The sequence below is a fragment of the Brevibacillus centrosporus genome, from assembly GCF_046622605.1.
Classification (GTDB): domain Bacteria; phylum Bacillota; class Bacilli; order Brevibacillales; family Brevibacillaceae; genus Brevibacillus; species Brevibacillus centrosporus.
The window spans coordinates 5831315-5847388 of sequence record NZ_CP176856.1 but is presented as its reverse complement, the minus strand read 5'-3'; the positions used below and the strand labels follow the sequence as shown (position 1 = coordinate 5847388).

12 protein-coding genes are annotated in these 16074 nt (G+C 49.8%); 1 reads left to right on the top strand and 11 read right to left on the bottom strand.

Features of this window, described 5'->3' with window-relative positions; translation table 11 throughout:
- Positions 1 to 164 precede the first annotated feature (164 nt).
- The 6 genes from ACLIN2_RS29155 to speE form a co-directional block, all read right to left on the bottom strand.
- On the bottom strand, positions 165 to 1589 hold the full coding sequence (locus ACLIN2_RS29155) for a sigma-54 interaction domain-containing protein (RefSeq protein WP_411502889.1): 1425 nt from the start codon (positions 1587 to 1589) through the stop codon (positions 165 to 167).
- Between the two features lie 71 nt (positions 1590 to 1660).
- Positions 1661 to 2065, bottom strand: a complete 405-nt coding sequence (locus ACLIN2_RS29150; protein WP_411502888.1) for a hypothetical protein — start codon at positions 2063 to 2065, stop codon at positions 1661 to 1663.
- Positions 2066 to 2145: 80 nt separating this feature from the next.
- A complete protein-coding gene (locus ACLIN2_RS29145; protein WP_246071021.1) occupies positions 2146 to 2595 on the bottom strand; it encodes a DUF1934 domain-containing protein in 450 nt (149 codons plus the stop codon).
- A gap of 25 nt (positions 2596 to 2620) precedes the next feature.
- Positions 2621 to 3865 carry an MFS transporter gene (locus ACLIN2_RS29140; RefSeq protein ID WP_411502887.1) on the bottom strand — a complete coding sequence of 415 codons (1245 nt, stop codon included), beginning with the start codon at positions 3863 to 3865 and terminating at the stop codon, positions 2621 to 2623.
- 150 nt (positions 3866 to 4015) lie between these two features.
- Entirely contained in the window at positions 4016 to 4885 is an 870-nt protein-coding gene (gene speB, locus ACLIN2_RS29135; RefSeq protein ID WP_122926501.1) for an agmatinase, read from the bottom strand.
- 20 nt (positions 4886 to 4905) lie between these two features.
- Positions 4906 to 5739 carry a polyamine aminopropyltransferase gene (gene speE / locus ACLIN2_RS29130; protein ID WP_092268456.1) on the bottom strand — a complete coding sequence of 278 codons (834 nt, stop codon included), beginning with the start codon at positions 5737 to 5739 and terminating at the stop codon, positions 4906 to 4908.
- 323 nt (positions 5740 to 6062) lie between these two features.
- Here speE and ACLIN2_RS29125 point away from each other — a divergent pair, with 323 nt between their 5' ends.
- Positions 6063 to 8114: a transglycosylase domain-containing protein gene (locus ACLIN2_RS29125; RefSeq protein WP_411502886.1), complete on the top strand. Its 2052-nt coding sequence runs from the start codon at positions 6063 to 6065 to the stop codon at positions 8112 to 8114.
- Between the two features lie 64 nt (positions 8115 to 8178).
- Here the strand turns inward: ACLIN2_RS29125 and ACLIN2_RS29120 are convergent, their stop codons facing one another.
- From ACLIN2_RS29120 to ACLIN2_RS29100, 5 genes are all read right to left on the bottom strand, one after another.
- Positions 8179 to 8433 carry a hypothetical protein gene (locus ACLIN2_RS29120; RefSeq protein WP_092268319.1) on the bottom strand — a complete coding sequence of 85 codons (255 nt, stop codon included), beginning with the start codon at positions 8431 to 8433 and terminating at the stop codon, positions 8179 to 8181.
- A 291-nt stretch (positions 8434 to 8724) separates the two neighbouring features.
- Positions 8725 to 9222 carry a YwhD family protein gene (locus ACLIN2_RS29115; protein WP_092268320.1) on the bottom strand — a complete coding sequence of 166 codons (498 nt, stop codon included), beginning with the start codon at positions 9220 to 9222 and terminating at the stop codon, positions 8725 to 8727.
- Between the two features lie 80 nt (positions 9223 to 9302).
- Positions 9303 to 9635 (bottom strand): hypothetical protein, encoded by a 333-nt coding sequence (locus ACLIN2_RS29110; RefSeq protein ID WP_411502885.1) that lies wholly within the window; start codon positions 9633 to 9635, stop codon positions 9303 to 9305.
- A gap of 19 nt (positions 9636 to 9654) precedes the next feature.
- Positions 9655 to 12402: a lipase/acyltransferase domain-containing protein gene (locus ACLIN2_RS29105; protein WP_411502884.1), complete on the bottom strand. Its 2748-nt coding sequence runs from the start codon at positions 12400 to 12402 to the stop codon at positions 9655 to 9657.
- 63 nt (positions 12403 to 12465) lie between these two features.
- Complete coding sequence (locus ACLIN2_RS29100) at positions 12466 to 15999, bottom strand: ABC transporter permease (RefSeq protein ID WP_411502883.1); 3534 nt, start codon at positions 15997 to 15999, stop codon at positions 12466 to 12468.
- Positions 16000 to 16074 lie beyond the last annotated feature (75 nt).

The following is a 16074-nucleotide window of genomic DNA, read 5'->3' as shown; positions in this document are numbered from 1 at the left end:
TCGTCAATAGTGAAGCAATTGTCATTCACTCGTTGAACAAGAGATGCAAGGGTCGTGCCAATCAAATCAAAAAATTTAGAAAATAAGGAATAGAGCGGTTTGTCGGCCTCCGCTGTGCTTTGCGCTCCTGCTTCCCCTCGATTAGTGTGCCGAAATTTCGGCAGTTAATTGAGAGGGTTTGCCCGTTGATTCAGCTTGTATTGCAGGGTCTGCCGCGGAATTCCTAGCAGCTTGGCTGCTCGAAGGACGTTTCCCTCCGTCGTTTTCATGGCATCCTGAATTACGTGCTCCTCTATCTCCTTCAATAGATCCGGGAGAGTTCTGCCTGCTCCGGGCTGCAGCAGATTTGTCGGGACGGCCTGCTCCGCCTCGCTTTGTCCCAACGGCCGCTCCAGCAAGTGCGGCGGCAAATGCTCCATGTCAATCGTAGTACCTTCGACCATGTTCATCGCTGCCTCTACGACATGCTCCAATTCCCGCACGTTTCCTGGCCACGAATAGGAACGAAACAAACGATCCACCTCGCTGCTGAAAGCCCGTACGTTCATGCCAAACTGCTGATTGAATTTCTCGAGAAAATGGTTCGACAATAGATGGATATCTTCCCTGCGATTTCGCAGCGGTGGCAGCTCAAACGATACCACGTTGATGCGATAGTACAAGTCCGTACGCATCAACCCTTGCTGAACAAGCTTTTGCGGAGGCTCGTTGACGGCTGCGATCACACGAACGTCGACTTTGCTTTGCTGACTGCCGCCAATCCTGCGAATCTGCCCATCCTGCAATACCCGAAGCAGCTTTGCCTGTAAATCCAGCGGCATGCTGTTCAGCTCATCCAAAAACAATGTCCCTCCATCTGCTAGCTCAAACAGACCCGGTCTGTCATCTGCCCCCGTGAAGCTCCCTTTCGTCGTACCGAATAACAGGCTTTCCAATAACGACGAAGGGAGCGCCGCACAGTTTTGCGCAATAAAGGGCTTGCTGCTGCGTGACGACGCTTGGTGAATCGACTGGACGAACAATTCCTTACCAGTACCCGTCTCTCCGTAAATCAACACGGGCGAGGAAGTACGAGCGGCCCTGCGAGCACGATCTTTCACCAGATCCATCAGCTCGCTACAGGTCAAAATATCATCAAAGTGAAAGGAGAGCCCATCCTTTTGGTTCTTGGTTCGCTTGGGCTTGCTGATCTTCGCCTGCAAATCGACCAGTCGCTCCGACAATTCTTTCAGCTTTCCGATATCCTTGGCTACTTCGACTGCTCCAACCAGCCTTTTGCCAACGCGCACAGGCAAGGTCGTATTGATCGTTTCCACCCTGACGCCTTTCCAGTTTTTATAGACCTGCGGCTGATTATAGATCGATTCGCCGCTGTCTATGACCCGGAGCAAGGTACTGGATTCACGATCCAGCGAAGGAAATACCTCTAATAACGGCTTTCCCAGCACCTCCTCCGAGGTGAGGCCATCGAGCTTGGAGGCTACGTGATTGTAAAAAATCGTGATTCCGTTTGCGTCTACCACGTGTATTCCTTCATCAATCGCTCCCAGAATTGCCTGCAACATCTCTACTGTATCTGACAAAGGCATCCGCGTACTCACTCCTTTAAGCCCATGCTGCCAAAAAATCATCACAATGCCGAATATTCGGCACATTTCATTTATAGTGATCGAGAGCGCAGCCTGTGTATTTGCACCGCAAGTATGCCCGTGTATATTAGGTGTCCCAGCACCCAAATCAAAAAAGCCATCCATGATAAATCCGCGCCGCTGAGAAAACTGAATGGGAAAAATAGAAGGGCAAAGGCCAGCATCCAGTACAGGCAGAATTTGATCTCCCTCCCTTTGCCGGACCGAGGATAGACGAATACCCACACACAGGCGATCGCCACACTAATGAGTAGATGGATCAACAGCTCCACGACAGACGGGAGGTTTTCCATGCCGGGAACATACCCAACATCGATCAGCACCGAGAATGTCCGCGTACCAAACAGTCCATCACCCAAAGCTAAAAATCCTGCAAGAACGAGACCAGCTAAGAGTCCGTTACTCACTACGAACATCAAGCAAACCTCCTTTTCTTCCTGAAGGAGTACTTCCATTGTACGTGTAGAAAACCGCCCTTGCCAAGGACGGCTTATTTTTATTGAATTTGTATCGTCAGCTCGTGTTCACCGGCATATTGCTCGTTCATCCACAACTGATAAGCCAATTCCACGCGTGCAGGCATCTGCTGTTCGTAGCGAATCCGCAGCCTGTTGGTATGCGTTTCCATGGCGAATGGACCATACGGACTTTGATAGCTGGCATGGGTGCTGGCACCTTTTTCAAACTGCTGGCGCGTAGAAACCCCGCCCTGCCGAACAAGCGTGATGGATTGCTCCGTCAGCTTGAGAGTCGTGCTGACTTCTCCCGCTCCTTCTACCTGCTCTTTATAGGTCAAATACCAGGCCCCGATCTTTTGTACGCATTTTCCTTCATAGGTATGAGTCGTCTCCTCCCATTCACCATCGACCCGGTGTTTGGCAGTCAATTCGATTTTCACGTCTTGCATAATCGCTTCCACACTCCACTTTTTCTTCCTGTCCACCATCGTTTACATCCGTTCATTTTACCCTTCAACTCTCTTCGCTTGCAACAGCAGCCTGAGTGGAAGCTTCTGCGAGCATGGACCGCATCGTGATGGCGATACCGACAGCAGCCAGCAGCAGCAGTCCTGCCAAGACCAAATATCCCGCACCCGCCCCAGTATAATCAATCATCGTGGTAAAGCCACCAATCAGCACCAAGCGCATCATCATGCCGACGGAATTGAAAAAGCTCATGACCCGCCCCATAAAGTGCTTCGGAACGATGGTCATATAGAGGGACTGTCTGATCAGCCGCACCGAAGCGTTACACCAGCCGTACACCATATAGGAAGCAACCAGCGCCCATCCGTACGGCAATGAGACCATCGCTACAATCACGATAGCGAATAGCAGCGTGTTGCCGACAATCGCCGAGAGCTGCCCCATTTTCGCTACGAGAAGAGATACGAGGATACCCGCTGCTACGGCCCCAATCGCATAGGCCATTTCACCAAGGGAAAAGATCGAGACATCCGCCTTCAGCGTCTGGCTCACATAGACCGGCTTTAACAGATTGCTCGCCATGATTGCGATGAAGGGCATCATTGCGGAAATGCCAAAGACCATAAACCCTCGTTTCTCCCGTATGTACCGCCAGCTTTGCCCGAGCTGTCCCAGCCAGTTTACTCCTTGGTTTGCTTTTGCCTCGCCCTCTAGCGTGAAAGTGTACTTCATGGTGGACAAAAGTCCAAAGGCAAACAGATACGTCAAGGCGTTAAAGAGGATTACGATATGCAATCCGTACGAGTTTAACAAGAATCCGGCAACCCCGCCTGCAAGAACAGATGCCGTCTGTCCTTCAATCTCAAGCAGGCTATTGATGCTATTGTAATGCCTTGGTTCAAAGCCCTCCTGAACCAGCGCAGATTGAGCCGGGTAATGAATTTGATACATAAAAGTCGTCACGAGATAAATGGCGATCAGCATCCACTCCGCGTACGAGCCGAAAAATCCCCAAATAGCCAAGGCTCCTAGCACACTAGAGCCGATCAGGTTCTCCACCAGCAGCATTTTTTTGCGGGAGAAACGATCGATCAATGTACCGATGTACGGGCCAATAAAGAACATGAGCACCGCAGAAGTGAACATCGTGCTGCCCAACAGCTGGGCGGATCCAGTCTTTTCTACCAGGTACCATGCAATCCCGATCATCGTCATGCCTTGACCAAACCCGGAAAACAAGTTGGAGAAAAACAGTTTGCGAAAATCTACGTTCGCGAATACCTCTTTCATCGGATACAACTCCCCGTCACAGCTTCTCGAGATCATCGTACCTTTATAATTATATTTTGTAAACAAAAATGTTTATAAATATTCTGCAATCGAAAATGGAAACAAAAACGCCCCCGGAGTAGGTATCCGGAGACGTATATTGATCGTCTGTTATTTTACAAAGCTCAGCAGCAGCTCGCGCACGATTTTGGATGCAACGATTTGCGTCATTTCACTGTGGTCGTATACAGGCGCTACCTCTACCAGGTCGCAGCCGATTACGTTTGCCCCGTTGTTTGCCATGAAATGAATCGTGTCCAATAGCTCGCGGGAAGTGATGCCGCCTGCTTCTGTCGTACCTGTACCTGGCGCGTGAGCCGGATCGAGTACATCGATGTCGATCGTCAGGTAAATCGGGCGGTTGCCGATCGTTGGCAGCACCTTTTTTACTGGCTCCAGCACATCGAATTTTGTCAGGTGCATGTTTTCCTTCGCCCACTCGAACTCTTCACGCATACCGCTGCGAATACCGAACGAGTACACGTTTTTTCCACCGATCAGGTTGCACACCTTTTTGATCGGAGTGGAGTGGGAGTACTGATAGCCCTCGTAGTTGTCACGCAGGTCTGTGTGCGCGTCAAAGTGGAAAACGACCATATCCTTGTACTTTTCATAAACCGCTTGGAAAACGGGCCAGGAAACCAAGTGCTCCCCGCCCAATCCGAGTGGGAACTTGCCGTCTTCCAGGACCTTCGCCACGAAATTGCGGATCATGTCCAGACTGCCTTCCACGTTCCCGAAAGGAAGCGGAATATCGCCTGCATCAAAGTACTTGATGTCTTCCAGAAGTCTGTCGAGGTACGGGCTGTACTCTTCCAGACCGATGGATACTTCACGGATACGGGCAGGGCCGAAACGGGAGCCTGGACGGAAGCTAACCGTCCAGTCCATTGGCATTCCGTAAATAACCGCTTGGCTCTCTTCGTAGTTTCCGTGGCTACGGATGAAGACATTGCCAGAGTATGCTTCGTCAAATCGCATGCTTCGTCGTCCTCCTCCGATTAGTCGCGTGTCAGCTCAGCCACGAAGTTTGGCAGCTTGAAGACAGCGTGGTGAAGGTCTGCATTGTAGTATTTAGTGCCAACATCTTTGATTTTCGCCGGATCTACTTCCAATGGATCATGCTGCTTGGAAGCGATCGTGAAGCTCCACAGACCGGATGGATAGGTCGGGATGCTGCAAGTATAGAGACGGGTTACCGGGAAGATCGATTTCAGGTCTTTGAATACGCGCTTGATCAGCTCGCGGTTGAACCAAGGAGATTCTGTTTGAGCAACCATGATACCATCTGGTTTCAGTGCATCATGGATACCTTGGTAGAAGCCTTTTTCGAACAAGCCTACAGCTGGTCCTACTGGCTCCGTGGAGTCAACCATGATCACATCGTATTCGCCTTTGTGGTCATGAATGTGCTTGATACCGTCGATTACTTGCACGTCCACGCGGGAGTTGCCCGTCAGCGCGCTTGCGATCTCAGGGAAATATTTTTTGCAGGACTCAATTACGCCACCGTCGATTTCAGCCAAAACCGCTTTTTCCACGGATGGATGCTTCACGATTTCGCGGATCGCTCCGCCGTCTCCGCCGCCTACAACCAGAACTTTTTTCGGGTTCGGGTGCGTGTTCAGCGCTACGTGAGTAATCATCTCATGGTAAACAAACTCATCGACATCGGTGGTCATAACCATGCCGTCGAGCACCAACATGCGTCCAAATTGCTTGGTAGTAATCACATCGATTTGTTGAAACTCGGTTTTTTCACTGTATAGGGTGTCTGTAATTTTCGTTGTAATCCCGTGATTTTCCGTTTGTTTCTCGGTGTACCACAATTCCATGTTCATGGTTATGTAACCTCCTTCAAGTAACCGCATGTATTTTGAAGGCTTGACGATCGCAAGCCTTTTGGTGCAACCTTAGCATCCAAGGAAAATGGTCAGGCTTTCACTCTTTGGTTCGAGTTGCGCTGGTACTATCAGCCATTCGCATAGTACAAGAAAATTATAGTGGCTGTCCTTCAAAATGCAAGGTTTTTTTGGGCAGGCTTCCTTTCATTGGCTTAGCAAGTTTATCCAACGATTTGCTGACCCATACTAGGAATAACTTGTGTCTTAGTATGCCCCGATTCTTACAAACCATCGGGAGAAAGGAGGAAAGACACATGGAAGTCATTCGGGAAGCCCCTCTGCTTCGCTATTTTCGCTGGGCCAAGAAATTCGTAAAATTTGTCATACTCAGCCTATTGTGCGTGTCTTTTGCCATTTTGCTCCTGATTCTTTACCTGCGTTCTCAGCCCTTGCCAGAGACATTTGTCAAACAGACGACGACGATTTACGCCTCCAATGGTGATGTGCTCGATACCATGCACCGAGGGGAAAACCGTATTGTCGTACCGATCAATGAAATCTCACCTGCTCTCGTAGACGCAACTATCGCGATCGAGGACCGGACGTTCCGTGAGCATTACGGCTTCGACTGGAAACGGCTGGCGAAAGCTGCCTACGTAGACGTCATTAACATGGACATGCGCCAAGGAGCGAGCACCATTACGCAGCAGCTAGCGCGAAATCTGTATTTAAGCCTGGACAAAACGTGGGAACGGAAGATCAAGGAAGCCTTGCTCGCTATCCAGTTGGAGCTAAATTACAACAAGGATGAGATCCTAGGCATGTACATGAACCAGATTTACTACGGTCACTCTGCCTATGGCGCTCAAGCTGCCGCCCAGACGTATTTTGGAAAGGATGCAAAAGACCTGACTTTGGCGGAGAGCGCCATGCTCGCCGGGATTCCAAAGGGACCTTCTTACTATTCTCCTTTCGTCGATTTTGAAAAGGCAAAGTCGCGGCAAAAGCTGATTTTGGATGCGATGGAACGGGACGAAATGATTACGCCGAAGCAAGCGGAGCAGGCATTTGCTGAGAAGATTAAGCTAAAAGAGCGTTCAGCGAGCAGCATCGTAGAGCAAGCTCCCTATTTTCGCGACTATATCGCCAATTTGGTAAAAAACAAGTACGGCATTGATGAAGAGCTGTTTATTCATGGGGGCTTGAAGATTCATACGACGCTCGACCCTGTGATGCAGAAAAAGGCAGAGGATATTGTCGCTGCTGTTTTGCCGAAGGATAATCCCAATCTGCAAGTAGCCCTGGTTGCGATGGACCCGAGCACAGGCTACATCAAAGCGATGGTAGGCGGTCGGGATTACAAGCAAACACAGTACAACCGCGTGCTTGGAAAGCGCCAGCCCGGTTCCTCTTTCAAGCCGATCATGTATTTGGCAGCGTTACAAAACGGCTATACCCCATTGACCATGATGAAGAGTGAGCCAACTGTCTTTACTTACGACAAAAACAAGCAGTACATCCCCAGCAACTTCGGGGGAAAATATGCGAATGCCATGATCAACATGCGGGAAGCCATCAAGACCTCTGACAACATTTACGCAGTCAAGACAATCGATTTTCTCAGTCCTCAAAAGGTAGTGGATCAAGCCAATCGGTTGGGGATCGCGAGTACCCTGCAGGCCGTTCCTTCCCTTGCATTGGGAACCTCGCCTGTCTCACCTCTGGAGCTGAATACAGCATATGCTGCGATTGCCAACAAAGGGGAAGCAGTCAAGCCTATCGCCATTACCTCCATCGAGGATAATCAGGGAAATATCCTGGTCGAGGAAAAAACGGAAAAGACACCTGCAGCCGATCCGGTAGCTGCATCTCTACTGACAAATTTGATGCAGAGTGTATTTGAACGTGGCGGCACTGGCTTTCGTGTCGTCAATGAACTCAATCGTCCCGTAGCAGGAAAAACAGGCTCTACAGACTACGATGCTTGGCTGGCCGGATTTACTCCGCAGCTGGTATCGACCGTCTGGATCGGCTACGACAAAAACCAAAAGGTCGATGATGTAAAGGAAGGGTACTTGTCCAAGAAAATCTGGGCGCAGTTTATGGAAAGCGCCCTAAAGGATCAGCCCCCTGCTCTGTTTGATATGCCTGCCGGAGTTGTTTCCGTCTATATTGACCCGCATTCCGGAAAGCTGGCTACGGAAAATTGTCCGAATCCACAGCTGTTTTATTTCGCAAGCGGAACTGAGCCTCAAGATTATTGCACAGACCATCTACCAGCGAACCAACAGCCAACACCGCTTCATCCGCCTGATCCTTCCTCGTTCTGGCAAAGGATGGGCAGCTGGTGGAAGCCAGAGCCATAAATGGACATAGAAAAAAGGACGTGGCTTACCTCCACGTCCTTTTTTTCTATCCACTCAGCATTTCCTAACGGAGGGACTGATCCTCTCCGCCAGCGATGACCCCATCTCCATCTGTGAACACGTGGTCATTAATAACGCTGATCATGCCAGCTTGATCCAGCTGATCGAGCACCTCAAACAAGCTTTCCCGTTTTCCCGCAGGTAGCTTGCGAATAAAATTGTTGATTTCCTGCGGAGACGCGTGCGTACGGAAATGGACGCCGCCGTGCTTAACAAAATGATCGTCGGCTGTTTCCTGTGTGCGTATCTCTTCACTCATCGGGTAACGCCCCTTCCGTCGTCAGACTTAAGTAGTCATGCCTCAGTAGTGTTCCGCTCCAGAAGGAAAGCATGAGCTGAAAATAAAGCCTGATACGAAAAGGTCCAAAAAAACCCATTTATATGACAAACAGGGAAAGAGTGACGGCTCTTTCCCTGTTTGATGACCTAGTGTACATGTACACAGATATGAAAATAAGTTTACCTCACTACCAAACTGGTAACAATTGATTTCACAATTTGTTCACAGACCGTTCACGTTTTTTAATGGAAGTAAGGTTCCTTTTACGGTTTAGGACAAAGCTTCCTTCAACTCGTTAGTGGAATTCTCGAACATGGTCGCGTTATTTTCAACCAAAAGCTTTTTCAAAGCAGCCTTTTCTGTTGCACCAAGATCAGACAGCATAATCCGTCTTTTCATGGAATAATCCATACGGTTCACGTGGTCTGCCAAAATTTTATAGCCACGACGTGCTTCCCGATCCACTTCCATGTAGCAAGCAGTAGCCCCTGCATAATAAGGCCCCGCTTCGTTGCGGTCTACGGTAACCCACACGAGCCAATATGGTTTTCCATTTGGGACTTCTTCTTTATTCGTCGTCCACTTGATCCCTTTTTCGACTGCGCTCTTTGCATGCAGAGCGCCCATATCGATATAGGCTTCGTCCCCATCGATAATGACAGAAGAAACAGCATTCAGATCAAGTACCCCTTGACCGTACCCGCCATGCACATCGGTTTTGCCGCTCATGATGGTAAAGCCGCCTTTTTTATTATCAAAAATATCCATTTACACACCCTCCAGACATCATTCTCCTTTCTTTATTCTACTCGGAAACACATAGCGACGCAATTTGACTGTGTGCCCAGCTATTCGTCCGTCGACTCCTTTTCTTCAGCCTGTTGGCTGCGCGGGCGTCTTACCTTATCAAATATCCACAGAATGAAGGTCACGAGCAAAGAGGTATGCAACGCCATTAACAGCTCAATAATCCACATGCCTCCTGACAAAAGCCCACCAGAAGGGATGATGACGAAGTAGTACAAAAAGCTGGAGCAAAACGAGGTTAAAAGCGTCGCCCATATCCGAAAACCGTAAACGATTCGAATATAAGCCGCCAAAAACAGAGCAAGAAACGGGCCTAATAGCTGCCACGCGTAAACAAAGGGTCCAAGAAATAACCAAACGAGTACATTTTCCATTTATCTGATCCTTTCCTACTCACGAATCTGCTCTACCCAGCCTATTCCATTGCCCTGTTTCTTCATCCTGTTCGGAGTCTTCAGATGAGAAGCGTTGAATATTGAGATTGGCATTCTCCAGCTCCACCGAAGGATCTGCTTGAAAATGCAGCTCTTCTCCGTCTTTTACATGCACTACCACAATGGTCCCGTGATATTCAATCGTGAGATCGTCCCTCACTTCTTTTTTCTTCGGTGAAAGGGTAATTGTTCTTCCAGATTTGGTAAACGTCACTTCCGGAAATGCGCCATCCGAACGGGAAATAATATAGGTTAGATAGCTTGGACTCTTGACGGAGGATTTTCGAAGCCCGGGCTGAGTCGCATCATTTCCCTGCAGCAATTGGGATACTTGTGTGATGACCTCCGGAATGGTTGGCAGCTTCGCATGCTCCCCTTTTACGTAATACTTTTTCTTCATATCCTTTTGCGCGTAACTCGCACTTAGGTACGGAACCGTCCCGTCACCCATTCCTTTATCGTAATAGGGCGCCCACTCTTGATGGTAATGATCGAAGAAATAGCCGAGCAATGTAGGCTCCCCCTGACCTACGATGGCGTATTGTGGGACGTTGATCGTCTTGGTATCCCACTTGTCGTGAAGCTTACCTGCCTGTTTGACAAGCGGGGAGTAAGGCAAGCGGATGGCTTTGTCCTGCAAAAATTCCTCGTAGCTGTAGGGCTCGTCTTTGTCCTTTTTTATGAATCCCACAGTCTGAAAGTACTTCTTGGATGGCAACAGCTCATATACGGCAGGCGCATACTCGGAAATAATCTTCCCCGTTTCCTCGTCCATCCAAGGAATGGAGAAGTTGTAGCCATATCGAATGGCCTGATACGCTCTAGGAGCCCCCAAAAAAGGTGTGCCCATATAGATAATGCGGCTCACTTTAGATTGGTAGGAGACATTGGCCAGGAGCGTCTCGCGAACGAGCAATCCTCCCATACTGTGCGCGACCAGCTGAACCTGTCTGGCACCCGATCTCTGTAGGGCGGTATCAATCTTTTGCTTGAGTGCCGCTGCATTTTTCGTGCTGCTATATCGCCAATCATAGGGCATCGCAAAAAGGGTCTGAAACTTTTTGTACCCCATCTTTTCCAGCTGCTTCACCATGCTGTAATACTGCTCCGTCGTATCGCGGACAGGACCTATAGGTGAATGGGACAAGTACTCAATGGCGGAAAAGCCTTCATCAGCGCGCTCTGGGAAAATGCTGATTCCTTTTGTTCGTGGCTGAACATCTACACTGTTAGGGCGAATCGGCTCCAGAGAAAGCAGTCTACGGTGCCTGGGGTCATTTATTCCAATGAGGCTGTCTCCCAGGCCCAGCCAAATTTCCGATATTTCCCCACCTTCGTCTACTTCCAGCCTGGAGCCGCCAATCCCTGGGATCAAAATGACCGGGTTGGGGTTGGTTTCGACGTGGAGCTTGTACGTATTCGGAGCAAATCCAGACCGTGAGCTTGCTGCGACCTTGGCAATGTATTGCCCTGGGCTTGCCTGAAAAACGATTTGCTCGCTTGCGTTTTTCGGCTTTTCCGATTTGGCGAGCACCTTTCCTGACGGGTCCTGCAGGTAAAGGTCGATATCCATTCCCGCGGGGATCTCCTTTACATCGAGGATCACCGTAGATGCCAGTGTTACCCCAAATTGATAGAAATCAACATCTACCAGGCTGTGGAGATTTGCCTGGAGAGTCTCATCGAAATCAGTAGCGAGAACATGCGGTTCTTTCACCGAATTGTTGGGCTCGTATTCATCCAGCTTGCCATCGCCCTGCTCTGTCAAAAAATCAGCCTGCAATCGATAGTAGAAATCTTTGTGGAAGGAGCCATTGCTTCCTTTGACCATGACGTAGTACCACTCTGCCCTTTCAACAGCAATTCCGTCGACAGCCTCGTCCTCAGTCCCCTCCTTTTCCGAATGCCCCAGCTCCCGATTCTTCTCGTCAAAAACGTATAAATTGTAGTCTTGGCCCAGCGGAATATCACGGAGAGAGAAGCTCATCAGGCCGCTCTTTACAGCTTGGATTTTCCACATATCCACATCGCCTGATTTCCCGATCTTCCCGTGGGCATTTTTCGCATCGAAAAGCCAGTCAGCTTTTCCCACAACATCGTTGGGCTCCATCTCGAATGTGGCTGCTCTGCTACGCAAAACCGCTTCCCTCGGCTTTTTTCCTTTCGTGAAATCAGCATAAAAGTCATCCGCCAGCCGCTGCACCTCGGTTTGCTTTCTGTTTGCCTTCTCGAATGTGCCCAGCTCGGTTTCGCCCTGCTCAGCTACCTCAATCAGGTCCAGCGCGCCTTCTTTTTTCTCCGCCTCTCGATCCCAGGGAGCTTCTCTTACATCGAGCTGAGCTGATGCCGAACGAACAGAATCCGACAATGGAACCTGCCAGCGAAGCTCAGGCTTTTTGGTTCCGTCTCGTATCCATTCTATGGTCAAGGCTCCTTGGTCATCGAATGGTTGAACCGCAATGGAAAAGCGTTTTTCGTCTTTTATCACGTAAGAGACCTCTTGGCTCTCCTGTTTGATCACGACCTCGATCTCATCTTTTGTCGGCTGCAGCAATGCCTGCACCCTAATCTCGCCATCTTCTGCCCAAGCCCAAGCCTCTTTTACGAGAGATTGCCGTTCCAATCCCCATCCCGGCTGGGTGAAGCTGCTGCAGATCAGTGTCAGCATCCAACAAACTATAACGATGCGTTTCGCCGTTTTCCACATAAAAATCCCCCCTTTGTCTCTTCCTTCAAGGTAGAAAAAGACAGAGAGGGGCTGCAAATAAATTTACTGCGTAGTATGGTTGCGGATTCCTTGTCGTTCCCATGCATTCGCAATGATCCGGAAGGGAACACGATAGTCGCTGAGATCATGCCCTTGACCACTGCTTTTCACCGGGTACCCAAATCCTTTTTGCACACCAAAGCGGAACTGAACCGTGTAGTAAACGGCATAGGAGGCATCCTTTTGAAACCCTCGCTGCTTATCCCCCATCAGCGGAATGTCTACACCGACCTCACGTAAACCCAGCTTGGAAGCCGAGTACGTACTGCCCCTCCAGAGCTGCGGTGAGGCTGAAACGAGGGACTGTGAGGATTGCAAAAGCGTTTGTCTCCTCCCTATTTCTGAGATCCAGGCTTGCGCAGAAACAACGTCTGGATACTTGCCGCTGACCGGATGCCGATGACGCGCCTGCAGCTCCACTTGGGACAAGATACGCTCTCCTGCGTAAAAATCGTTTGGAAGGCTGTTCGGATAACGATCCCGTGCGTGGTATTCCATCCATTCAGCTGTATGACGCAGCGTGCCAGTGGCATTTGGCTCAAACACCTCGAAGGGCCGTTCCCCACCTTTTACTGTAATGGTGTATGTTCCTGCCATGTTTTTGGCATCGTTTTTAGGTTCACATACGTCTTCGCCGTCATCATTTGTCGTGCAGCTGTCGTACGTCAGGCTGAACTGGATATTATACGCCATGGAGATGACAAAGCCGTTGATCTGCGCCTTGTATTTCACCGACTGCAGCTCCTCACGCCACGTCGTTTGGGTCGGTACAATCGTCCCCGTGTAGATATAGTCTCCACCGGTAGATGCACTGTTTACCTGCCACTGCTGGGGTGTTCCGGGACCTGTTATTTTCAGATCGAGCTTTTCGGGACTGTATACGGCCATACTTTTGGCATCCGCGATCCATTCCGGCTGTGCTGTGACCGATACGTTTTGAATCCCCTCTCCGCTTACGGCTTGCTCAAGCTGGGCTTTGTACGCCGCGATTTTCGCATTGATTTCCTGCTGTGTACGCAAAAAGCCTTCATTAATTTTTGTTTGGTCAATGCTGACACGAATGGTCGCAGGCTCGCGCTCCCAAACGCCGTCTACCTGAACGGCAAGCTTCTGTAGCTGGCGGTCGTCACTGTCGTAAATCTCCAAACCGATTTCACCACCATCAAAATTCCCCCCTCCACCCGGCGGATTTGGCAGCTCTGACCCGTTTATTTTCACTGGCCACTGCGCACGATTGTCCGTCCAAATCGTCTCATCCGAAGGTTTGTTTTTGTACGGATTGATGTTGGCGATAAAGTTTTCCCCTTGCTGTGGATACTGTGTGGGTATCGTGATGGTCCGAATCTCACCTGATTTGAAGTTATCCACATCTAACACCGTCTCTTGTGGAGAGCTTTCCCAGCGCACAGCCAGCTTGGTATCGTGCATGAGCTGCCCCGCGTTTTTCACTTGAAACGTAATCGTACTTGCCGTCCCCGCTGCCTGTGGTGATTTGGGAGAGATCGCAAAGCTGCTTTTGATAATCAATAGATTCTCCCCAGCAGGTGCGCTTTGGCCTATCTGAATAAAAAAGTGACCGTCACAAGCAGTAGAGGAACCATCCTCGTCGTAAAACTGAACCAGATACAAGCCTTCCAGCATTTCACTGGTATTATCGTCTCGCGGAAGACGCAGCCAATGCTCCTCACGCGGGTTCGTATCTCCTGGCAAGGAATGCTCGTCTCGTTTGAACTCCCAAGTCTCTGAGACAGGGTCAAACCACTGCACAACCATCTTGGTGTCTTCACCGGTACGCAGCTTTAGATCGTACCCATCATCAGGAAGTTCTGCCGATTCAAACTGTACGACTTCGCCCCTCTCGATGGGCCGTATCCATTTTTGGTCACCCCTGCTGTTTTCTAAACCAAGCCGCAGCCCGTAGCATCGTCTCGATGAGATTACCGTAAACACAAATTCACGAATGCACCCTGTTTCCGATTGAAACACGAGCTTCATCGGCTCCCCGACCTCAAAATCATCCGGGAGAAGAACATCCTGCTTTTCATCGGCTGAAAGCTTTGACCCTAGGGCTACCTTTTTCTCGCTATATACCAGATACCAACTACCTGCTGTACTTGCGGAAACTTTGATTTGCGTGTCGTATCCATCTGCGGCAGGTACGAAATCCTCTACGTAGATCGAGTCAAGATCCATCCTCGTAAAGCTCTCTCCTCCCGGTGGATACAGGGACGGAGGAGTGCCGTACCTTTTGAATTTGATTTTGTTCTGCTCGGTAATCGAACACGCCGCATCTCGCACCTTGATCGTAATCACCCAACTGCACTCCGGCCTGTCCTTCCATAGAGTTTGACTGAAATTAAGCTTCACTTGATAGGTCTTCCCTCGTTCCAAAAGGACATCGTGGGAGTCGCTGCCATCTCCAAATGGGAGTTTCAGCTTGGCAGAGTTGTAGACTCCCCACCGATCCCTTCCTCCCACTTCATCGTAGGAGCCTGGCAGTGTCTCCACGGAGCCGTTGGGCCTGGTCACATCCCATTTTACTTCCGCTGGCCCTGTCTCCCCATGAGCATCCGTATACTTCGCCTGCAGAATGACTTCCTCGCCTGGCGTCACTTCCATTGTTGAGCCGCTCGTTTTCACACTGCCTTGAATGGAGATGATCGGGCATCGGTCCACACCTTCCTCGCCGTTTGACACCACGAATATCTTTTGCCAGCACTCGGTTCCATCGTCACTCTCATAGGAAATCGTGAATGTGCCTGCGGCGGAAGCGTACGTAATTCCTATTTTGCGATTATTCCCTGTCCCGCTTTGCATCACGTCTCCGTTGTACTTGAATGTCCCTGGTTTTGTAGCAGTCGCTACAATCCTCGTGTCGTCTTTGACTGAAAGGGAGTCTCCGCCGCTCGGGACACCTGTCAGTTCCTTATCACTATTTTCCTGCTCCAGCCTCAAATCCATCGCAACGCGTTTGCAGGATGCTGGCGGGTCTGTACCTGGATCGGGGTCAGTGGGAACCTCCCCCACCGTAAATTGATACGTGTACGGCGTTGATACGCTCATACTCGGTGAACCTTGCCGGGAACGATGATGCCTGTCTGTGATCGTGAGAGAAACCTCGTAGAGACCTGCCTCGGTAGGCTTATATTGGTAGTTTTTGAGCCAGGAAAACGGATTGGGGCTGCTGGATTCGTTCACTGGCGGAAGGTAACCGCTCTGGTCAGCGATTACTTCATTGCTCACAAACTGGGTATAGCCTTTTCCAGTTGTCTTGTTGATAACTGACAGATTCCAAATGAAAATGCCACGGTCATAGTAAGAATAGTCCGTGGCATTTGCCGAAATGGTCACCTGATCGTTGACCTGATATTTTGTTTTGTCTGTCTTGACGCCCCCTGTTGGAGGAGAAGTCGTCCGGAAGTGTCCTACTGAAATATACCCATTTCCGTAGGGCTCCAGGTTATCGCCGATCGTGTAGCCAGCGCCGCCTGAGGCTGTGGCTAGTTCTGCTAGGTTGTAGGCTTGGTATCTATCCATGCTAGGATTAGTAATGTTTGAAACCGTTTTACTGTATACGTTAGCACTACCACCTAAAATGTAGTTTGCATTTCC